At 68.5% G+C, this 20961-nt stretch carries 15 protein-coding genes, 1 tRNA gene and 2 pseudogenes; 9 read left to right on the top strand and 9 right to left on the bottom strand.

The annotated features are described in order from the left end of the window. Positions 1 to 186: 186 nt before the first annotated feature. The 3 genes and pseudogenes from VRZ77_RS18255 to VRZ77_RS18265 form a co-directional block, all read left to right on the top strand. Positions 187 to 414 (top strand): hypothetical protein, encoded by a 228-nt coding sequence (locus tag VRZ77_RS18255; protein ID WP_414594013.1) that lies wholly within the window; start codon positions 187 to 189, stop codon positions 412 to 414. Positions 415 to 531: 117 nt separating this feature from the next. Further along, on the top strand, positions 532 to 2694 hold the full coding sequence (locus VRZ77_RS18260; RefSeq protein ID WP_414594014.1) for a VTT domain-containing protein: 2163 nt from the start codon (positions 532 to 534) through the stop codon (positions 2692 to 2694). Between the two features lie 29 nt (positions 2695 to 2723). Then, positions 2724 to 3347 (top strand): annotated as a pseudogene (locus VRZ77_RS18265) (endonuclease/exonuclease/phosphatase family protein); the annotation flags it as partial. A gap of 70 nt (positions 3348 to 3417) precedes the next feature. On the opposite strand, the gene VRZ77_RS18270 reads toward VRZ77_RS18265, so the two are convergent. The 7 genes and pseudogenes from VRZ77_RS18270 to fdnG all read right to left on the bottom strand — a co-directional run bounded on the left by VRZ77_RS18270 (position 3418) and on the right by fdnG (position 12799). Further along, a tRNA-Sec gene (locus VRZ77_RS18270) sits at positions 3418 to 3513 on the bottom strand. A gap of 156 nt (positions 3514 to 3669) precedes the next feature. Next, positions 3670 to 5514, bottom strand: a pseudogene (gene selB, locus VRZ77_RS18275) (selenocysteine-specific translation elongation factor); the annotation flags it as partial. After that, positions 5511 to 6941 (bottom strand): L-seryl-tRNA(Sec) selenium transferase, encoded by a 1431-nt coding sequence (gene selA, locus VRZ77_RS18280; protein ID WP_414594015.1) that lies wholly within the window; start codon positions 6939 to 6941, stop codon positions 5511 to 5513. The gene selA and the pseudogene selB, both read right to left, overlap by 4 nt. Before the next feature lie 10 nt (positions 6942 to 6951). Next, complete coding sequence (fdhE, locus tag VRZ77_RS18285) at positions 6952 to 7875, bottom strand: formate dehydrogenase accessory protein FdhE (RefSeq protein WP_414594016.1); 924 nt, start codon at positions 7873 to 7875, stop codon at positions 6952 to 6954. 121 nt (positions 7876 to 7996) lie between these two features. After that, positions 7997 to 8704, bottom strand: coding sequence for a formate dehydrogenase subunit gamma (locus VRZ77_RS18290; RefSeq protein ID WP_414594017.1), 708 nt, complete (start codon positions 8702 to 8704; stop codon positions 7997 to 7999). After that, the gene (gene fdxH / locus VRZ77_RS18295) at positions 8701 to 9684 is read right to left on the bottom strand and encodes a formate dehydrogenase subunit beta (protein WP_414594018.1); all 984 of its coding nucleotides are present in this window, start codon (positions 9682 to 9684) and stop codon (positions 8701 to 8703) included. The genes VRZ77_RS18290 and fdxH overlap by 4 nt, the downstream gene beginning before the upstream one ends. A gap of 13 nt (positions 9685 to 9697) precedes the next feature. Continuing rightward, a complete protein-coding gene (gene fdnG, locus VRZ77_RS18300; protein ID WP_414594019.1) occupies positions 9698 to 12799 on the bottom strand; it encodes a formate dehydrogenase-N subunit alpha in 3102 nt (1033 codons plus the stop codon). Positions 12800 to 12820: 21 nt separating this feature from the next. Between fdnG and VRZ77_RS18305 the strand changes: the two genes are divergently transcribed. From VRZ77_RS18305 to VRZ77_RS18325, 5 genes are all read left to right on the top strand, one after another. Then, entirely contained in the window at positions 12821 to 13663 is an 843-nt protein-coding gene (locus tag VRZ77_RS18305; RefSeq protein WP_414594020.1) for a TlpA family protein disulfide reductase, read from the top strand. Beyond that, on the top strand, positions 13660 to 14802 hold the full coding sequence (locus tag VRZ77_RS18310) for a transglutaminase-like domain-containing protein (RefSeq protein WP_414594021.1): 1143 nt from the start codon (positions 13660 to 13662) through the stop codon (positions 14800 to 14802). Before VRZ77_RS18305 ends, VRZ77_RS18310 begins: the two co-directional genes overlap by 4 nt. A 115-nt stretch (positions 14803 to 14917) precedes the next feature. Continuing rightward, positions 14918 to 15979 carry a selenide, water dikinase SelD gene (gene selD / locus VRZ77_RS18315; RefSeq protein ID WP_414594022.1) on the top strand — a complete coding sequence of 354 codons (1062 nt, stop codon included), beginning with the start codon at positions 14918 to 14920 and terminating at the stop codon, positions 15977 to 15979. A gap of 97 nt (positions 15980 to 16076) precedes the next feature. After that, complete coding sequence (locus VRZ77_RS18320; protein WP_414594023.1) at positions 16077 to 17114, top strand: YeiH family protein; 1038 nt, start codon at positions 16077 to 16079, stop codon at positions 17112 to 17114. 17 nt (positions 17115 to 17131) lie between these two features. Beyond that, positions 17132 to 18040: a LysR family transcriptional regulator gene (locus VRZ77_RS18325; protein WP_414594024.1), complete on the top strand. Its 909-nt coding sequence runs from the start codon at positions 17132 to 17134 to the stop codon at positions 18038 to 18040. A 34-nt stretch (positions 18041 to 18074) separates the two neighbouring features. On the opposite strand, the gene VRZ77_RS18330 is transcribed toward VRZ77_RS18325, so the two are convergent. Then, complete coding sequence (locus tag VRZ77_RS18330) at positions 18075 to 18791, bottom strand: SDR family oxidoreductase (RefSeq protein ID WP_414594025.1); 717 nt, start codon at positions 18789 to 18791, stop codon at positions 18075 to 18077. Between the two features lie 133 nt (positions 18792 to 18924). Between VRZ77_RS18330 and VRZ77_RS18335 the strand changes: the two genes are divergently transcribed. Continuing rightward, complete coding sequence (locus tag VRZ77_RS18335; RefSeq protein ID WP_414594026.1) at positions 18925 to 19830, top strand: LysR family transcriptional regulator; 906 nt, start codon at positions 18925 to 18927, stop codon at positions 19828 to 19830. Between the two features lie 54 nt (positions 19831 to 19884). Here the strand turns inward: VRZ77_RS18335 and VRZ77_RS18340 are convergent, their stop codons facing one another. Next, the gene (locus VRZ77_RS18340; protein WP_414594027.1) at positions 19885 to 20886 is read right to left on the bottom strand and encodes a LacI family DNA-binding transcriptional regulator; all 1002 of its coding nucleotides are present in this window, start codon (positions 20884 to 20886) and stop codon (positions 19885 to 19887) included. Positions 20887 to 20961: the final 75 nt, after the last annotated feature.

Genomic DNA, 20961 nt, shown 5'->3' on the forward strand with positions numbered 1-20961 from the left:
CCAATCCCCAGCCTTCGCCCCCGCCGGCTCCGGCGCCGGTGCACGATCCCGTGCCCGCCCCGGTTCACGATCCCGACGTCCCGATCATTACGGATCCGGTGCCGCCAAACATTGGCGATCCCTCGCCGGCCCCGCCTTTGCCGGAGCCGAACATCGATCCCGAACGGCGTTAGGGGCAGGACGAACATGGCCATGCACAGTTTCAACGGTCCGCGCGCCCCCGAGGGGCCCGGCAGCCCTACTCGCGATCCTGAGCAACTTCCCGATCCGGTGGTGGAGGATCCGGTAACACCGCCGGACCAGGACCCCGACATCCGGCCGGACATCGACGAGCCGGCCGACGAGCCGCCGCCTATCCCGATCGATCTGCCCGCGCGGGAGCCGATGGTTCCGCCCGCCGTGCCGCCGATTTGACGGCGGGCGGAACGATGTCGGCGTAAAAAGCCGATCCCGCATGAAAAGGTGCGATGGCGGCGATCTTTTCGCGCTGCAGCGCGTTGTTCCGCGACTTCGCACAGGAAAAGACGCACCTTGCTCGACCGTATCTCGACGTCCCAACGGCCGCCCGACGCCACGGCGGCGACCCCGCTCCTCGTGCCTGGCCGCAACGTCTGGCGGCTAGCCAGGGCGGAACGCGCGGCGGTGCTGATTGACGCCGCCGCCTATTTCGGCGCGCTGCGTCAGGCCATGCTGGCCGCCGAGCATTCGATCATGATCGTCGGCTGGGACATCGACAGCCGCACCCGGCTGGTCGGCCCCTCCGGCAGCTGCGACGACGGCTTGCCCGAGACGCTTGGCGCGTTCCTTTCCGCGCTGGTCAAGCGGCGGCCCCGGCTTCGCATAAGGCTGCTGCTGTGGGACTACTCCATGGTATTCGCGCTCCAGCGCGAGCTGGCGCCGATCATCTCTTTTCTTTGGCGCACCCCGGCGCAGATCGAGATCTGCCTCGACGACGTGCTGCCGATCGGCGCCTCGCATCACCAGAAGCTGGCGGTGATCGACGATGTGCTCGCCTTTTCCGGCGGGCTCGACCTCACCATCCGGCGCTGGGACACCAGCGACCACACGCCGGGCGACGCGCGGCGGGCCGATCCGGCCGGGGTGGTCTATCCGCCGTTCCACGATGTCCAGATGGCGGTGGATGGCGAGGCGGCGCGCGCTCTGGCCGAGCTGGCGCGCCAGCGCTGGCGGCGCGCGGCCTGCGAGCAGATACGCCCGCCGCGCGTGGTCCGGCGCGGCGACGTGCCGAGCCGCTGGCCCGCCGGGTTGGAGCCGGATTTCCGCGATGTGACCGTCGGCATCGCCCGCACCCTGCCGGCCTTTGGCCGCGAGGCGCCGGTGACCGAGGTGGTGCGCCTGTTCGAGGACATGGTCGGGCGCGCCGAGCGGCTGGTCTATATCGAGAACCAGTTCGTCACCCATGTCGGCACCGCCAAGGCGCTGGCCCAGCGCATGATCGAGCGGCCGGAACTCGAAGCGGTGATCGTCGTGCCGCGCGACTATGAGGGCTGGGTCGAGCGCCGGGTGATGATCGGCGGACGGCTGCGCTTCATGGGAATTCTCGAAGAGGCCGGCGTCGAGGAGCGGGTGCGCCTGCTCTTTCCGCAGGGAAGTGCGGACGGGACCGACGAGGATGTCATGGTCCACTCGAAGGTGCTGATCGTCGACGACGAGGTGCTCCGCATCGGCTCCGCCAATCTGTGCAACCGCTCCATGGGCCTCGACAGCGAGTGCGATCTGGTTGTCGCTGCGCGCAACGAGGCCGAGCGCGCGGGCATCGCGCAGATACGCGACCGGCTGCTGGCCGAGCATGCCGGCCTTGAGGCGACGGACATTGCGCGCGTCTGGGATAAGGGAGGTTCCATGCTGGCATTGCTGGATAGCAGCATCGACCGCGCCGGGCGCGGCCTGCGCCGCGTCAAGGACGCGGCAAGCGGTATCGTGGCGAGCGACCCCTCGCTCGATGCCGTCGCCGATCCGCCTGAGCCTTTCGACGAGGATGGCGAGCGGGCCATGCCGGCGGGCGGCCTCAAGAAGGGGCTGATCATCAAGGCGGGTCTTGCGCTGGTGGTGCTGCTGCTGGTCGCGCTGGTGTGGCAGATGTCGCCGCTCGGCCAGACCGACCGCATTGTGCAGTCCATCGAAGCGGTTTCCGAGCGGCCCTGGGCGCCGTTCGCGGTGATCGCGCTGTTCCTGGTCGCGGAATGCGTGGTGTTTCCGATCACGCTTCTGGTGTTCGCCACCATCGCCGTGTTCGGCGGCTGGGCCGGGGCGATGCTCGCCATGGCCGGCGCGCTCGCCAGCGCCACCGTGACCTATGGCGCGGGGCGCTATCTCGGCGCCGGTCCGCTGCGCCGGGTAATCGGGCCTCGCACCAACCGGATACGCCGGGCCTTGCTCAGCCGGGGCGTGATGGCGGTGGCGGCGGTGCGGTTGGTCCCGCTCGCGCCCTTCACCTTCGTCAACCTGGTGGCCGGGGCCTCGGGCCTGCGCTTCTTCGACTATATCGTCGGCACCGCGGTGGGGCTCACGCCGGGCATATTGGTGATGTCGGCGCTCGGTCAGCAACTCGCCGACCTGTTCACCAATCCCTCGGCCGGCGGGATCGCGCTCCTCGCGCTGTTCGTGTTGCTGTGGGTAGTGATGGGCGTCGGTCTGCAATGGCTCATCGCGCGCTATCGCCCGGTTGCATGAGCGTGCCCGTGCCCGACAGGTTGCGCGTGATGAGCTGGAACGTGCATCGCGGCATCGGTCCTGACCGGCGCTTCGATCTCGGCCGGGTGCGCGATCTCGTGGCCCGGCATGAGCCGGACATTCTGGCGCTGCAGGAGATCGACACACGGGGACGCGGGCCGCAATGCCTCGCCCCGCTCGCCGGTCTTGCCGGCGGCAACGGACATCTAGCGCACGCGCGCACCATTGTCGGGCCGGACGGCGACTACGGCCACGCGCTCTACAGCCGTTGGCCGCTGACCGACGTCGTGATCCACGACATGTCGCACCGCCGGCGCGAGCCGCGCTCGGCGATCGAGGCGCGGGTAAGGATCGGAAATCTCTCCTGTCATGTGGTAGCGGTGCATCTCGGCCTCGCGATCACCGAGCGTTGGATGCAGGCGCGCCGGCTGGTGGAGATCGCCGCGGCGGGCAAGGATGACGACCTGTCGCTGATGATGGGCGACTTCAACGACTGGTTCCCCTGGCGCCCGGTGCGCAAGAGCCTTGCCGGCGCCTTTGCCGAGCGCACGCGGTTGCGCAGCTTTCCCGCGCGGCGCCCGGTGCTGCGGCTCGACCGCGTCTACAGCACCGCGCCACTATTGGCGTCGTGGACCGATCCGGCGGCGCGGGCGTGCTCCGATCATCTGCCAGTGATCGCCGACATCTCGCTCGCCGGCAGGTTCAGCGCGACGGGTCAGGTGATGGCGGAAGAGAGTGGGAGTCGAACCCACCAAGGACCGGCTCGCGGCCCTTCCCGGGTTTGAAGCCCGGACGCCCCACCAGGGACGCTTCTCCTCCAGAAGTCGTCGGCACGTCGTTCGTCGCTGTTTCGGGTGTTTCCACCCCGCGCCCAATCTCGTCGATCACGCCGAACAGGTCCAGACGGTGATGGTTGATCCGCCTGAGATCTCCCCGGCGCAGCGTGACGCCGTGGCGGTCGAGAAATTCCAGGATCTGCACCGCGACCTTGCGCCCGACCGCATGCCCGCCCTGCTCGATATGATCGCGGAAGGCGGCGACGGCGAACTGTCCGCCGGGGCTCGCCGCGGCGAGATCGCGTGCGACAGCGACCATCTCGGTGACGGTGGCCCGCAGGAAGAAGTGGTCGTGCGCCACCTCGTCGACCTGCCCCATGCGGCCCAGCAGCTTCATCAGCCGCCGGATATCGGCTTCCGGTTCGCCAAGCGCGCCGGCAAGGTCGCGCACCCGCGGCGGGCGGAAGCGCTCGTCGCCGCCGAGCTTTGGCGCGATCGCCTCCCAGAGCAGCTCGTCATCGCGACCGAGGCGCACCTCGTGGTCGGCGAGCCGCACCCAGGCGCCGTCGAGCGCGATCCGCCCTGCGCCAGCGAACCGCTTCAGCGCTTCCGCGAAGGCGGGCTTGGGCAAAGCCGGGGTCAGCGACAGGCGCAGCTTTTCCCCGCCGATGCCGGCGAGGTCCGGATTGGCCTCATGGAACCGGGCGAGCTCGGTGAGGAGCGCGTCGGAAAACAGCGCCCAGCGCTCGGCGGTGAGCGCGGTGATGAGGGCGCCGGTAGGGAAGGCCACAAGATCGAGCCGCCCGGCGAGTTCGCGGGCGGCGTCCTCGCCCAGCGCGCGGTCGCGGGCGAAGGCGGCGAGATCGACATGCCACGGCTCGACGGCCAGAAGACTGACGAGGGAGTCGGCCGGGTCGCTCGGCTGCATCGCCGCGAGCTGGGCGAGGCGGGCGGGGAGCCGTCGCTTGCGGGCCGGTGCCCGCAGGTCGAGCAGCCGCCCGCCGCCAATGGTGCGCCGGGCCGATGTGTCGCGCACCACATAGCGATCGCCGACGGCAGCCGCGATCGGCCGTTCCAGCACAATCTGCACCAGCGCTTCCTCGCCGGGCGCGAGCGTGTCGCCGGAGAGCGGGACCAACCGGGCGCCGACTTCCACGGATCCGTGATGGAAGCGTACCGGAAACCATTGCCCGAGAGGCCTGGGCTCGCTCGCCAGAACCCGCAGCGTGGCGTCAATGCGCAGGGTGGGAGCGTGCAGGGCGGGCGCCAGCACCACGTCGCCGCGCGCGATCGCCTCGTGGGAAATCGCTTCGCCGGCAAGGTTCAGTGCGCAGCGGTCGCCGGCGCGGCCGGCTTCGGCCTTGCGGTTCTGGGCGTGGATCGAGCGCACCCGCGCGGCAAGGCCGGAGGGGCTGACGGTCAGCTGGTCGCCGATCCTCACTTCGCCCGACAGCACGGTGCCGGTGACCACGGTGCCGGCGCCTGCGAGGGTGAAGCAGCGGTCGACCGCGAGGCGGAACCCGCCATTGACTGCGCGGGCGGCGAAGGCGCGGGCCTCCTCGACGAGGCGCATGCGCAGCGCCTCGACACCCTCACCGGTGACGGCGGAGACGGCAAGGATGGGGGCGCCTTCCAGCGAGGTGCCGGCCAGCAGATCGGCGATTTCGGCGGTGACATCGGCGCGTCGGACGTCATCCACCAGGTCGGCTTTGGAGAGCGCCACGACGCCGCGCGAAATGCCGAGCAGGTCAAGCAGGGCGAGGTGCTCGCGGGTCTGCGGCATCACCCCGTCATCGGCGGCGACGATCAGCAGCGCGAGGTCGATGCCGCTCGCCCCGGCCAGCATGGTGTGGATCAGCCGCTCATGGCCGGGCACGTCGATGAAGCCGAGCGTGCCGGCCTCCGTTGGCAGATAGGCGAAGCCGAGATCGATGGAGATGCCGCGCGCCTTCTCCTCCTTCAGCCGGTCGGTATCGACGCCCGTCAGCGCGCCGACCAGCGCGGTCTTGCCGTGGTCGATATGGCCGGCGGTGCCGATGATCATGACGGCACCGACAGCGCGTTCAGGGTGGCAAGGAACGCGGCCTCGTCCTCAAGGCAGCGCAGGTCGAGCACCAGCGCGCCGTCCTCGATGCGCCCGACCACCGGCACGGGGAGTTCGCGCAGGGCGCCGGCTAGCGCGTTCAGTGCGCCGCTGGAGCGGCCCTCGTTCGGGCGAAGCGCGAGCCCGGCGCTCGGCAGCGTTTCCAGCGGCAGCGCGCCGGAGCCGATCTGGCTGGCGCAGTCAATGAGCTGGACGGAAAAGCCGGGGGCGAAGAGCGGCGCCAGTTTCTCGCGCAGCGCCAGCGCCTGCGCATAAATGTCGTCGCGCGTGCGGGCGAGCAGGCGCAGCGTCGGCAGCTTTGCGGCGAGCCGGTCGGGGTCGCGATAGAGCTTGAGCGTCGCGGCCAGCGCCGCGAGGCGGATCTTGTCGACCCGCAGCGCGCGCTTCATCGGGTTCTTGTTGATTGCGGCGATGAGGTCCCTGCTCCCGACGATGAAGCCCGTCTGCGGTCCGCCCAGCAGCTTGTCGCCGGAGAAAGTAACGATATCCGCGCCCTCATTCACGCAGTCGCGCACGGTCGGCTCGTGGCCGAGGCCGAAGCGGGCGAGGTCGATGAGCGTGCCGGAGCCGAGATCGTTGACCAGCGGCACGCCCCGCGCGCGGGCGATGGCGGAGAGCTCGCGGGCCGGCACCTCCTTGGTGAAGCCCTCGATGCGGTAATTCGAGGTGTGGACCTTCAGCACCAGCCCGGTCTCGGGGGTGATCGCGCCTTCATAGTCCTTCGGGTGGGTGCGGTTGGTGGTGCCGATCTCGACCAGCCTCACCCCGGCGCGCTGCATGATGTCGGGCATGCGGAAGGCGCCGCCGATTTCGATCAGCTCGCCGCGCGAGACCACGGCTTCGCGGCCGGCGCCAAGGGTGTTCAGCACCAGAAGCACGGCGGCCGCGTTGTTGTTGACCACGGTGGCGTCTTCCGCGCCGGTCAGCTCGATCAGAAGGTCGCGCACATGGTCGTCGCGCTCGCCGCGCGTGCCGGTGTCGAGGTCGAACTCCAGCGAAACCGCGGCGCGCATGGCCTCGCTCGCCGCCTCGATCGCCTCTTCCGCCAGCAAAGCGCGGCCGAGATTGGTGTGCAGCACCGTGCCGGTGAGGTTGAACACCGGGCGCAGGCTCGAGCGCGCGGCGCGCTCCAGCAGCGCCTGCGCATGCGTGGCGAGATGGTCCGCCGAGGGCAGGGCGAGGGCCGAGCCGTCGAGGACTGCAGCGCGCGCGGTCTCCAGCGCGGCGCGTATCGCCGAGGTGGCGGCCGGGCGGCCATGGCGCTCGACCAGCAGCGCGGCGCAGGGCGTCTTCAGCACTGCATCGACCGCCGGCAAGTCGCGCAGCCGGGCCTTGAGGTTCGCCGGGGGCGAGGAGAGGTCCGCCATCGCGCGCCCCTCAATAGCCGATGAGGAACGGGTTGAACGCGGCGCGCTTATAGGGCCCGTCCTGCATCATCATGTCGAGCCCGAGCGAGCCGACATCATCGGCCAGCGGTTCGATACCGGTGTCCTTGTTCTGGTACATCACCTTCACATAGGTGCGGCACTCGTCGCAGGTCTCGGCCTTCACCGTGCCGGGACCGCCCTCGACTTCCTGATAGCCGATGCCCTTGGTCGAGCCGCAGGAGGTGCAGCGGATGCGCACATAGTGCCAGAGCGTGGCGCACAGGCCGCAGGCGCAGAACCGGCTGCCATGGGCGTTGGGCCACTCCACGATCAGCGAGGCGACCGGCGGGCCGCCGCAGCACGGGCACAGCCCATCGCCCACCGGGACCAGCGCCCGGGGATCGAGGCCGGCGGCGAGGCGGGCGAAATGCACCTGAAGCCCGGCGGCGATGAAGACATGCTCGGCAAGGCTTTCCATCGGCAGCGAGGACGCCAGCACATCGGCGACCATGCTCGCGCGGTCGCCTCCGGCGCGCACCCTTTTTAGCGCACGGGCGGCCGGGGCCGGCATGGGCAGCGCGGCAGCGGCATCGAACAGGCGGTCAAGCGTGGTCTCGGCCGCCGCGTCCAGGGTGAAGCGCGCGCGGTCAAGCGGGGGCATGCCATAGGCCGCCGCGCGCTCCAGCGTCTCGAAATCCGGGCGCTCGGGCTCGGGCAGGCCGGGGAGAATGGCGTGCTGCGCCTCGACGAGGCCGGCGACGAAATTGAGATAATCCGCCGCCGGGCTCACCCCGGCATAGGCCCGCAGCCGCGCCGCGCGCGTCGCGAACAGGTGCGAGGGATCGGGCAGGACCGCGAAAGGCGGGGTCGAGACATTGCCGATCGCGGTCGGGTCGGCCTCGGGAAGCGAGAAGGCTCGGGGATGGGACGGCATCACTACCTCACGAACCGCACGGGCCACGTGGTTGTCGAAGAAAGACGGCGCTCTGCTGCCAACTGGGGCGCAGGCGCCGCCGTATCAAGCCCCTCGCGGGGCGGCGATGTACACTGGCACGCTATTCGGCGGGCGCGCCGGGCCGGCGCACCAGTTCGCGCAGCCATTTGCGGTGATGGCGCCACGCCCAGCCGCCTGTGACCTGGCCGCGCGTCATGGCGCTGATGGTGCCCTTGACCCAGATCGCCGCGTAAACATGGACGATCCAGACGCAGATGATCACTACCGCCGTGATCGAATGCACCAGAATGGCGATGCGCTTCTGCTCGATGGTGGTGAGGTCGAAGAAGTACTGGTCCCACATCACGATGCCGGAGGCGATCAGGATCAGGATCAGCGCCGACATCGCCCAGAACACACCCTTCTGGCCGGCATTGTACTTGCCGACTTCGGGCATCTTCTCCTCGCGCCCGGCGAGAAGATCGGCCGAATGCGCCACCCAGGTCACGTCCTCGCGCGCCGGCAGGTTGGCCTTGAAGAAGCGCACGAACAGGATGGCGAAGGAGCAGAACAGCACGACGCCGATCCACGGATGCAGAATGCGCGTCATCTGCCCGCCGCCAAACAGGCCGGTGAGGAAGAACAGGCTGGGCGTGAACAGCGCGAGGCCGGACAGAGCCAGCAGTACCAGGCTGATGGCGGTGATCCAGTGATTGATCCGCGCGCCAACCGTGTAGCGGTCGACCGTCACCGGACGGCCGGGATGCACGGCGTCGCCGGTCTCGACATCGGCGGGGACCGGCCCCGCCGCCGGGTCATGAAGCGTCATGGCGCATGTCCCTGGCTCTGGGTGGGGTCGGCCGGGGGCGGCGGCGCCGCGCCCTCGGTCAGCTTCTCGGCGTTCTCCTCGTCCTCTTCCGTGACCTTGTTCGGGCCGGCGACGAAATAGTGCAGCGCGCCCGCGGCGGCGGCGAAGCCCATCACCGCGAGGCCCAGATATTTCGTAACGCCCTTCCAGGTCTCGACGATCGGCGAGATGCGCGGATTGTCCGGCAGGCCGGCATAGATCGACGGCTTGTCGGCATGGTGCAGCACATACATGACATGCGTGCCGCCCACGCCCTGCGGGTCATAGAGCCCGGCATTCTCGAAACCGCGCGACTTCAGGTCCTTGATGCGGAAATCCGCCCAGTCCTTCATCTCGTCCTTGGTGCCGAACACGATGGCCTGGGTCGGGCACGCCTTCTGGCAGGCCGGGCCCTGGCCCACCGCCACGCGGTCGGAGCACAGCGTGCACTTGTAGGCGGTGTGGTCGACCTTGGAGATGCGCGGGATGTCGAACGGGCAACCCTTGATGCAGTAGCCGCAGCCGATGCAGTTCTCGTGCTGGAAGTCCACGATGCCGTTGGAATACTGCACGATCGCGCCCGGCGAGGGGCAGGCCTTCAGGCAGCCGGGATCCTCGCAATGCATGCAGCCATCCTTGCGGATCAGCCATTCGAGGTTCTCGGTCTCCGGGTTCTCCCACTCGGTAAACCGCATCAGCGTGAAGGTGTCCGGCGTCAGGTCCATGGGGTTGGTGTAGACCCCGTGGTTGAAGCCGACCTCCTCGGTGAGGTTGTTCCATTCGAGGCAGGCCGCCTGGCAGGCCTTGCAGCCGATGCACTTGGTGACATCGATCAGCTTGGCGACTTCCGTCAGGCGCTCGGCCGGCGGCGTCACGTTGGACGCCGACCGCCGCATGATGTCCTTCTCGCCGAATTTGGGTTCGGGAGGGGGCAAAGTGGGGTTCGGGATAGGAGGAAACATCGCGCCTGCTCCCTTACGCCACCGGCCCGGTGGAGGCCTCGAGATTGACCATGAACGCCTTGAATTCCGGCGTCTCGATGTTGGCGTCGCCCACGAAGGGGGTGAGCACATTCGCCGGGAAGCCCTTGCGGGCGGCACCGACGAAGCCCCAGTGGATCGGCACGCCGACGATGTGGACGGTCTTGCCGTCGATGGTCATCGGCTTGATGCGCTTGGTGACCACCGCCTTGGCGTAGATCTCGCCGCGCTTCGACCACACCCGCACCCAGCCGCCGAGCGTGATCCCCTTCTCCCTCGCCAGTTCCTCGGAAATCTCGACGAACTGCTCCGGCTGCAGGACCGCGTTCACATGGTTGTTCTTGGTCCAGTAGTGGAAATGCTCGGTGAGACGGTAGGAGGTGCCGGCATAGGGGAAGGCCGGATCGCCGATATCTGCGAACTGCTTCCAGTCGTCCGGGAACACGCGCGCCACCGGGTTGCCGCGCACCTTGGGCGCGACCACGTTGACGACCGGGCTCTCGAACGGCTCGTAATGCGCCGGGAACGGCCCGTCGCGCATCATCTTGCGCGCGAACAGGCGGCCGGTGCCTTCCGGGTTCATGATGAACGGCCCGACATCCTGCGGCTTGGCGGTCGGCGCGATGTCCGGCACGTCATAGCCCGCCCATTTGGCACCGTCCCATTCGATCAGCTTGCGCGAGGGGTCCCACGGCTTGCCGTCGAGGTCGCAGGAGGCGCGGTTGTAGAGGATGCGCCGGTTCGCCGGCCAGGCGAAGGACCATTTGAGGAAGGCGCCGGTGTGGCCGGGATCGGAATTGTCGCGGCGCGCCATCATGTTGCCCGCCTCGGTCCAGGAGCCGGAGAAGATCCAGCAGCCGCCGGCGGTGGTGCCGTCGTCGCGCATCTGCCCGAAGCCGGAGAGTTGCTTGCCGGCCTCCAGCACCTTCTTGGTTGGGTCGTTCGGATCGAACACGTCGACCAGCGCCGAGCCGTTCATCTCCTTGGCCAGCTCTTCCGGGGTCGGTTCGCCCGGATCGGCATAGGGCCAGTTGAGATTGACGATCGGATCGGGGAAGGCGCCGCCTTCCTTGCGGTACAGCTCCTTCAGGCGCAGGTGGATCTGCGCCATGATCCAGGCGTCGTGCTTGGCTTCGCCCGGAGGCGTGCCCGCCGCCCAGTGCCATTGCAGCCAGCGGCCGGAATTGACCAGCGCGCCCTCGTCCTCCGCGAAGCAGGTGGTGGGAAGCTGGATCACCTCGGTCTTCACCGCGGCCGGATCGGCCTTGTTGTAGACGCCGTGATCCTCCCAGAACCGGGCGGTCTCGGTCTCCAGCGGGTCCATGATGACGAGCAGCTTGAGCTTGCCCAGCGCCTCGGCGAGCTTGGCCTTGTTGGGGAAGGCCTGGAGCGGGTTGAAGCCCTGGCAGAAGTAGAGGTTCATCTTCCCCTGCTTCATCATCTCGAAGGCGCGCAGCACGTCATAGCCGGACACGTCGAGCTTGGGCAGGTAGTCATAGGCCCAGTCGTTCTCAGGCGTCGCCGCCGGGCCGAACATGGACTTCATGAAGCTGACGAAGAACTTCTTGTAGTTCTGCCAGTAGCTCATCTGGTTCGGCCGCAGCGGCTTGAAGGCGCGCGTCGACATGTAGGTCGAAAAGTCGGTCTCCTTGTCCGTCGGGATGTTCAGATAGCCGGGGATGAGGTTGCTCATCAGCCCGATATCGGTCAGCCCCTGGATGTTGGAATGGCCGCGCAGCGCGTTCACCCCGCCTCCGCGCAGGCCGACATTGCCCAGGATGAGCTGGAGCATGGCCATGCAGCGGATGTTCTGCGCGCCCTTGGAATGCTGGGTCCAGCCCAGGGCGTACATCGAGGTCATCACCTTGTTCGGCGCCGCGCACTCGCCGATCATCTGCGCCACCTTGAGGAACTTGTCCTTCGGCGTGCCGCAGATGCGCTCGACCATCTCGGGCGTATAGGTGGCGACGTGCTGCTTGAGCAGGTTCCACACGCAGCGCGGATTGGTCAGCGTGTCGTCGACCATGACGTAGCCGTCCGGGCCGAGCTGGTACTCCCACTCGTCGCGGTTGTAGTCGCGCTTGGACTCGTCATAGCCCGTGAACAGGCCATCGCTGTAGGTGAAGCCGTCCCGGACCAGGTAGGTCGCGTTGGTGAACGCCTTCACATAGTCCCACTGCACCGTGCCGTTCTGGATGCACTGGTTGATGACGCCGAGCAGGAAGGCGATGTCCGAGCCCTGGCGGATCGGCGCATAGAAGTCCGCGACCGACGCCGAGCGGTTATAGCGCGGGTCGACGACGATCAGCTTGGCGCCACGGTTGGCTTTCGCCTCGGTGACCCATTTGAATCCGCACGGATGCGCTTCGGCGGCATTGCCGCCCATGATGATGACGAGGTCGGTATTCTTGATATCCGTCCAGGAATTCGTCATTGCACCGCGGCCGAATGTTGGGGCGAGACTCGCCACCGTCGGGCCGTGTCAGACGCGTGCCTGGTTATCGAATGCCAGCATACCTGTGGAGCGCACCACCTTGTAGGTGGTGAAGGCGGTCTCGTTCGTCGTGGCCGAGGCGGCGAGGAAGCCCGTGGTCAGCCAGCGGTTGACGGTCGTGCCGTCCTTGTTCTTCGCGATGAAGTTGGCATCGCGGTCGTCCTTCATGGCGCGGGCGATCTTGTCGAGCGCCACATCCCACGAAATCCGCTCGAAGCTGTCAGAGCCCGCCTTGCGCAGCATCGGGTACTGCAGGCGCTGCGCCGAATGCACGATGTCGCGCAGCGCGGCGCCCTTCGGGCACAGCGTGCCGCGATTGGTCGGATGGTCGGCGTCGCCCTCGATATGGACGATCTCGGCCTTCTCACCCTTCTTCAGGTCGCCCTTGGAATAGATGATGATGCCGCAGGCAACCGAGCAATAGGTGCAGGTGTTGCGGGTTTCGGTGGTGTTCGCCAGATGGAACGGCTTGATGTAGGCGGCGGTCGCCGCCTCCGCCTCGCCGAAGCCGAACGCACCGAGTGTCGTGGCTCCCAGCGTCGTCCCGGCAAGACCCGCACCCGACGTTCTCAGGAACGCGCGGCGCGAGAGCTCCATATTCATGTGAAGGCCCTCCCTCATGGCATGGCCAAGGGTTACCGTTGGCCGATAGGGATATTCGATCGGGAAAGCCTATTTTTTAGCTGGTCCAATGTCAAACAACCCAAGGGCCGGGAGCGGCATAAGAATCGTGCGAATCCAACATCTTCAATTGGTGCGGTGCAGCATCTCGCGCGCGGTCGGCTTGGCTTATCCGTGAGACCGATTGACGAGGGGCGGGCGGCGATTCAGGATCGCGCCGTGCTCGCGCCAGACGCTCCCGCGTGCCGGGGCTCCCGTCTTCGATTTCTCATGGCTTCTCTGGCTGTTCTGGCGTGTTCCGCGCCGGAGCGCCTTGCTGTGGCGGCGCCGATGGCCGCACCCGTGGCCGGGCCGGGCATCGGCACGCCGGCTCCATCGATCGATCTTCCCTCGCTGCATCATGGTGAGCAGAGCCTTGCTGCACTGCACGGCCAGGTGGTGCTGGTTCACTTTTTTGCGACATGGTGCGAGCCCTGCCGCGAGGAAATGGCGGGGCTTTCGCGTCTTGCCGCGCGGCTGGCACCCCGCCCCGTGACGATCCTCGCCGTCGATGTCGGCGAGGTGGAACTGCGCGTGCGCCGCTTCTTCGAGAAGGAGCCGGTGCCGTTCCCGGTGTTGCTCGACGCTGACCGGGCCACCATGAAGGCGTGGCAGGTCGGGGTGTTTCCCACCACCTTCCTGCTGGACGGCACCCATCGGCTGCGGCTCGTGGCCGACATGCCGGTCGACTGGGACCGGCCCGAGATCGAGCGCGTCCTCGACATATTGCTATCGGACGAGGCCGGCAGCGATGCCGCTCTTCCCGCTCTTCCTGCCCTTTCACAAGAAAATGGGAGCACCCAATGACCAGCCGTCGCGATTTTTTGAAAGCAGGCGCCGGGCTTGCCGCCGTTGCCGCCCTTCCCGGCCACGCGCTGGCACAGGCCGCGTCTCCCGCCGTGGCGGCGTCGGCCGCTGCCGTGTTCGCGCCCAAGCCGGCCGCTTGGCGCAACTTCGAGGTGGTGACGCGGCTCGACGTCGCCCCGGTCGACGGCAAGAACGGCCCGGCGCAGGCGTGGATTCCGCTGCCGGCCTTCACCGGCGACGACTGGTTCAAGCCCGCCGGCAGCAGCTGGACCACCAACGCCGCCTCGGCGGAGATCGTGAAGGACCCGCATTACGGGGCGCAGATGCTCCATGTGGTGTGGAAGGAAGGCGAGGCGGCGCCGGTGGTGGAGATCACCTCCAAATTCGCCACGCGCGACCGCGCCACCGATTTCGCCAAGCCGGGCAGCGTCACCCCGCTCAGCGCCGAGGACCGCAAGCTTTTCCTGTCGGCCACCGACCTGATCCCGACCGACGGCATCGTGAGGGCGACCGCCGACAAGATCGTCGCCGGCAAGACCACTGACGTCGAGAAGGCGCGCGCGATCTATGAATGGGTGGTCGACAACACCTATCGCAATGCCTCAACGCGCGGCTGCGGCACCGGCGACATCGCCGCGCTGCTGGCCTCCGGCAATCTTGGCGGAAAATGCGCCGACCTCAACGCGCTCTATGTCGGCCTCGCCCGCGCCGCCGGCATCCCGGCCCGCGACGTCTACGGCCTGCGGGTCGCGCCCTCCGCCTTCGGCTATAAGAGCCTCGGCGCCAATTCCCCAACCGTGAGCAAGGCCCAGCACTGCCGTGCCGAGGTCTGGCTCGATGGCTTCGGCTGGACCGCGGTCGACCCGGCCGATGTGCGCAAGGTCGTGCTGGAGGAGCCGCCGGGCAAGAACGCGCTTGACGACGCCAAGGTGGTGGCGGCCCGCAAGGCGCTGTTCGGCGCGTGGGAGGGCAACTGGCTCGCCTATAATGACGGCCACGACATCGCCCTGCCGGGTTCCTCGGGTCCGAAGCTCGGCTTCCTGATGTATCCGCAGGCGGAGGTGGCGGGCCTGCGCCACGACTGTCTCGATCCCGACCTGTTCAAATATTCGATCACGTCGAAGGAAATCACGGCCTGATCGGCCCCGCGTCATCCCGGCCGAAGCGCAGAGCCGGGATTGTTCATGTCCCGACGCGATCCCGGATCGGCCTCGCGGCCGTCCGGGATGACGCATGATTTTTGAGGAGCGCGTTATGCTCGACAAGCCGTCCGACAACACCCCCTTTCGCCTGACCGCGCTCGCCCATGGCGGGGGATGCGGCTGCAAGCTGGCGCCCTCGGTGCTGCGCGAACTCTTGTCCGAGCAGCCGGCGGCCGGGCCGTTCGCGCAGCTTCTGGTCGGCACCGAGAGCAGCGACGATGCGGCGGTGTGGCAGCTCGACGACGACACCTGCCTGATCGCCACGACCGACTTCTTCATGCCGATGGTGGACGACCCGTTCCAGTTCGGCCGCATCGCCGCGACCAACGCGATTTCCGATGTCTACGCCATGGGCGGCAAGCCGCTGCTGGCGCTGGCCATTCTCGGCATGCCGCTCGGCAAGCTGCCGACCGAGATGGTGCGCGAGATATTGAAAGGCGGCGCCTCGATCGCCGCCGAGGCCGGGATTCCAGTCGCGGGCGGGCATTCCATCGATTCCCCCGAGCCGATCTACGGGCTCGCGGTGATCGGCACCGCGCAGCCCGAGCACATCCGCAAGAACAGCAGCGCCCGGCCGGGCGACGCGCTGATCCTCACCAAGGCGCTCGGCGTCGGCGTCTATTCCGCCGCGTTCAAGAAGGAGCAGCTTCTGCCGCCGGCCTATGATGAGATGATCGCCTCGATGACCACGCTGAACCGCATCGGCACCGCTCTGGGCGCCGACGCGGCGGTGCATGCGGTTACCGATGTCACCGGCTTCGGCATTCTCGGCCATGGGCTGGAGATGGCGCGCGGCTCGGGCGTCGCGCTGGAGATCGCGGCGGACCGCCTGCCGTTCCTGACCGAAGCCGCGCTGCTGGCGCAGCAGGGCTTCGTCACCGGCGCCTCGCACCGCAACTGGGCGAGCTATGGCGAGGCGGTCACCCTGCCGGACGGCCTGCCGGACTGGCGCCGGCATCTGCTGACCGATCCGCAGACCTCGGGCGGCCTGCTGGTCGCATGCGCCCCGGAAGAGGTGGAGCGGCTGCTCGCCGGGATTCGCGACGCCGGCTTCGCGCGCGCGGCGATCATCGGTCGCGCGGTCGAGGGCGCGCCGATGGTGAGGATCGTTTGATCGTTCGTCATAATCGAACGAAACGTCAGAAATAATGCGTTGGATCGAACGTTAGCCGCCGTGTCATGCCTCCGTCATCACAGAGGGAGGCATCGGCATGGTCACGCCGTCGCAGACACTTCACCTGCATCGCAGCGTTGCCTCGCGGAGCTTGGGGCCGTGGCCCGGCCTGCTGCTGACCGGCGCCATCGCGGCGGTGGCCTTCGGGCTGCGCCAGATTCCCGGGCTCTCGCTGCTCAGCCCGATGATCCTCGCGATCATGATCGGCATCGGCTTCCACAATCTGATCGGCACCCCGGCGCGGGCGAAGGCCGGCGTGGTGTTCGCGCTGCGCCGCCTCCTGCGCGCGGCGATCGTCCTGCTCGGTCTCCAGCTCACCGCGGCTCAAGTGGCGGAGGTCGGGGCCGCCGGCTTCGCGGTGATCGCGCTGACGCTGGTCGCGACCTTCACCTTCACCGTGCATCTCGGCCGGCTGATGGGCGTCGAGGCCAAGCTCGCCGAATTGATCGCCGCCGGCACCTCGATCTGCGGGGCCTCGGCGGTGATCGCCACCAATACCGTGACCCGTGCGTCGGATGAGGATGTCGCCTATGCGGTGGCCTGCGTCACCGTGTTCGGCTCGGTCGCGATGTTCCTGTATCCGCTGCTGCCGGCCGTGCTCGGCCTCGATGCGCACGCCTACGGACTGTGGGCCGGCGCTTCGATCCATGAGATCGCCCAGGTGGTCGCCGCCGCCTATCAGGACGGGCAGGCCGCCGGCGAGTTCGGCACCATCGCCAAGCTGTCGCGAGTGATGCTGCTGGCGCCGGTGGTACTGGTGCTCGGCGCGCTCGCCAGCCGGCGGTTGCGCCATGGCGGGAAGGGGGCGGCGAGCGCGAAGCCGCCGGTGCCGTGGTTCGTGCTGGGCTTCATCGCCATGATCGGCGTGAACAGCGTCGTGACCATTCCGGCGGAAGCAAAGGCCGCGCTGGTGTGGCTCACCACCTTCCTGCTGTCGATGGCGCTGGCCGCCATGGGGCTGGAAACCGACATTGCCAAGCTGCGCGCCAAGGGGCCCCGGCCGTTCCTTCTCGGCCTCGCCGCCTTTGCCTTTATCGCCGGCTTCAGCCTAATGCTGGTGAAACTCACCGATTGAGGCTTGCGCCCCGCGTCATGACCCTTGAGCAGTTGCGCATCTTCGTCGCCGTCGCCGAGCGCGAGCACCTGACGAGGGCGGCGCAGGCGCTCAACCTCACCCAATCCGCCACCAGCGCGGCGATCGCGGCGCTGGAGAGCGCCCATGCCACGCGGCTGTTCGACCGGGTGGGGCGGCGTATCGAGCTCACCGAGGCCGGGCGCGTGCTGCTGGTCGAGGCGCGCGCGGTGCTGGCGCAGGCCGCCGCCGCCGAGCGGGCGCTGGTCGACCTTTCCGGCCTCGCGCGTGGCCGGCTCGCGCTCGCTGGCAGCCAGACCGTGGCCAATTACTGGCTGCCGGGGATCGTCCAGCGCTACCGCGCGCTCTATCCCGGTATCGAACTCAAGCTCGACATCGGCAATACCGATGTCGTCCGCGCCCGCGTGCTGCAGGGCGAGGCGGATCTCGGCATCATCGAGGGGCGGATCGAGGATCCGCTGCTGGCGGCGGTGCCGGTGGCCGAGGACGAGATGGTGCTGGTGGCGCCGGTGGTGCACCCCTGGGCGTGGCGAGCGCCGCGCTCGCTGGCGGAGCTGCGCGAGGGGCCGTGGGTGCTGCGCGAGTCGGGATCGGGCACCCGCGCGATCTTCGAGGAACATCTCGCCGCGCTCGGGCTGGCGCCCGGCGAGTTGAACATCGTGCTGGAATATCCTTCCAATGAGGCCATCCGCGCGGCGGTGGAGGCCGGGAGCGGGGCGACCGTGATCTCGCGGCGCGTGGTGGACAGCGCGATCCGCGGCGGGACCATGGCGCTGATCGGCTTCGAGATGCCGTCGCGCCAGTTCATCGCTCTCCACCACCGCGAGCGCTACGTGACGCGGGCGGCGCAGGCCTTTCTCGACCTGGCGCGGCAAGCGCATGAAAATGGCGAGGCGCCGGCCCCGTGAGGCGCCATACAGCCGCGCCGTCGCCCGGCAGGGCTCACCACGGCACGGTCCGTCCCTCGCGATCGAGATAGTGCAGGCCGGGCTTGCCGCGCTGCGCGAGCAGCGTCGACACGATCTGCGGCACGGTTTCCTCCATGGTGAAGGGCGCATCGGGCCCGCCCAGATCGGTGCGGATCCAGCCGGGCGCCATCAGCACCAGGGCGCGGGGTTCGCCGGCATGGCGGGCGGCGTAGCTGCGCATATACTGGTTCAGCGCCGCCTTGGAGCCGCGATAGACCTCGTGGCCGCCCTTCACATTATTGGCGATGCTGCCCTGTCCCGAGGACATGATGCCGATCACCCCGGCCGGCGCCACGACATCCTGCAACCCTTCCACGACGCGCATCGGGCTGAGCGCGTTGGTGACCATCACGCGGATGAATTCCTCGGTCGACACCTGCGCGATGGTCTCTTCCTGATCGGCGTTGGCGGTTCCGGCGTTGACGAACAGCATGTCGATGCCGCGCCCGGACAGAAGCTGGCGCAGGGCGGTGATGTCGTGCGGCCGGGTGATGTCGAGCGGCTCGATATCGACGCGGCCGGGATGAGCCTGCGCCAGATCGTGCAGCTTCGTGCGGTCGGTGCCGCGCACGGTTCCGATAACGCTCCAGCCGCGCGCCACGAATTCAGCCGCCATCGCCTGGCCGAGGCCACGCGACGCGCCGACGATCAGCACGGTGCCGGCGGATGTGGTGAGGTCGGCCTCGGTCATGGGAATGCCTTTCCTCTTCAATGTCAGAAGGGAAAATGAGCGCGACCAGAGCCGTGCACCAGACGCACGGCATGCAAACTATTGTTGCGTTCGACGCTATGTCCGATCCGCCCGGAGGTTTAAACTCCGAAGGATGGACGCCATCGATCTCAACCTGCTCCCCGCTTTGGACGCTCTCCTCGCCGAGGGCAGCGTGACGGGCGCGGCCCGGCGCCTCGGCCTGAGCGCTTCCGCCATGAGCCGGACGCTGGCACGGCTCAGGGCCGCGACCGGCGATCCCCTGCTGGTGCGCGCCGGTCGCGGGCTGGTGCCGACGCCGCACGCGCTCGCGTTGCGTGACCGGGTACAGGCGCTCACCCGCGAGGTGCAGGAGGTTCTGCGCCCGGCGGATGATCGACTGGAGCTTGGCGCGCTGGAGAGGAGCTTCACCCTTCGCGCCAATGAAGGGTTCATCCGACTGTTCGCCGCGCCTCTGGTCGGCGCCGTTCTGGACGCGGCGCCGCGCGCGCGGCTGCGCTTCGTGCCCAAGCCCGCCAAGGAGGCCGGACCTCTGCGCGAAGGGGCGGTCGACATCGAAATCGGGGTGCTGGGCGACTTTGCGCCTGAGGTGCGCACCAGCCTGCTGTTTCGCGACCGCTTCCTAGCCGTGGTGCGATCCGGGCATCCGCTGCTGTCTCGACCGATGACCGCGGAACGCTACGCCGCGGCCCGGCATGTCGTGGTCTCGCGCCGGGGCCGCTTTACCGGGCCGGTCGACGAGGCGCTGGCGGTGCTGGGGCTCCGGCGGGAGATCGTCGCCGTGGTGCCGGGCTTCCCGGATGCCGTGCGCATCGCCCGTCAAACCGATCTCGTCGCCCTCATACCCCGCTCGTGCCTTGCCGATGCCTCGCTCATGGAGGGCTGCGCCAGCTTCGCGCTTCCGGTCTCAACGCCCGACATCGCGGTCTCGGCCATGTGGCATCCCCGCATGGAGGCGGACCCGGCGCACCGATGGCTGCGAAGCCTGCTCATGTCGGTCTGCCGCCCGCCAACCGATTGACGAGGCATCCACCGAGGCCGCGTGCGTTCGTGGCGACCTGTTCGGCGAGGAGACTTAGCCGGCAATGAGCGGCGGTGCGGTGCTGGCGCGCAGCACGAGTTCGACCGGCAGCACCGTGTCGTCCGGCTGGGCGTCGCCGGCGATGCGGGCGAGCAGGCGGTGGGCGGCCTGGCGCCCGATCGCCTCGCGCGGCTGGCGGATGGTCGAGAGCGCCGGCGTCATGTGCGAGACCAGTTCGATATCGTCGAAACCCATCACCGAGACGTCGCGCGGCACGTTGAGCCCGCGATGCTGGACCTCGCCAATGAAGCCGCAGGCCATGGCGTCGCTGGCGAGAAACACGGCGGTCGGCCGCTCCTGCGCCGGCAGCGCCAGCCAGCCGCCCGCGGCGACGCGGCCGGATTCGAGGGAAAAGTCGCCGGGGAGGACCAGCGGCTCCGGCAGCCCGTGCGCCGCCAGCGCGTCGCGGGTGCCGGCGAGCCGCGCCTCGGTCAACACGTTCCCGGCGGGTCCCTCGACATGGGCGATACGCCGATGGCCGAGCCCGATCAGATGCTCGACGGCCCGTATCGCCGCCTGCCGGTTGTCGATCTTCACGCGCGGCGCGGCGAAGCCGGGAATCCATTCGCAGGCGAGCACTATGGGCGTGCGTCGCGTCAGCTCGTCCGCCGGCAGCGAACCGTCCAGCACGATCAGCCCGTCCGCCCGGCTCGGCTCGGCATAGCGCAGCAGCGAGCCGCGTCCCTCTGTGCGGGTATCGGCGATCAGCAGATTGTAGCCGGCCGGCGCCAGCACCGCCGCCATGCCGGCGAGGATCTGCGAGAAGAACGGATTGGAGAGGTTTGGCACCAGAGCGACCACGCCGCCGGTGCGCCGGTGGCGCAGGTTCCGGGCGGCGTGATTGAGCCGGTACCCGGTCTCGCGGATCGCCTGCTCGACGAGGCGGCGGGTCTCGGCATTGACGACCTGTGGATGTGACAGCACCCGGCTCACCGTCGCGGTGGACACGCCGGCCAGCCGGGCCACGTCGATGATCTTGGGTCGCGGGTTCTGCATGGCCTCTCTGTAGAGGGCGCGCACGCCGGCTGGCAATTGCTGCCGCTAGGGAAGAGCCCCTCTTGCAATCGATTA

The sequence above is a fragment of the Ancylobacter sp. G4_0304 genome (assembly GCF_047501495.1).
Lineage (GTDB): Bacteria > Pseudomonadota > Alphaproteobacteria > Rhizobiales > Xanthobacteraceae > Ancylobacter.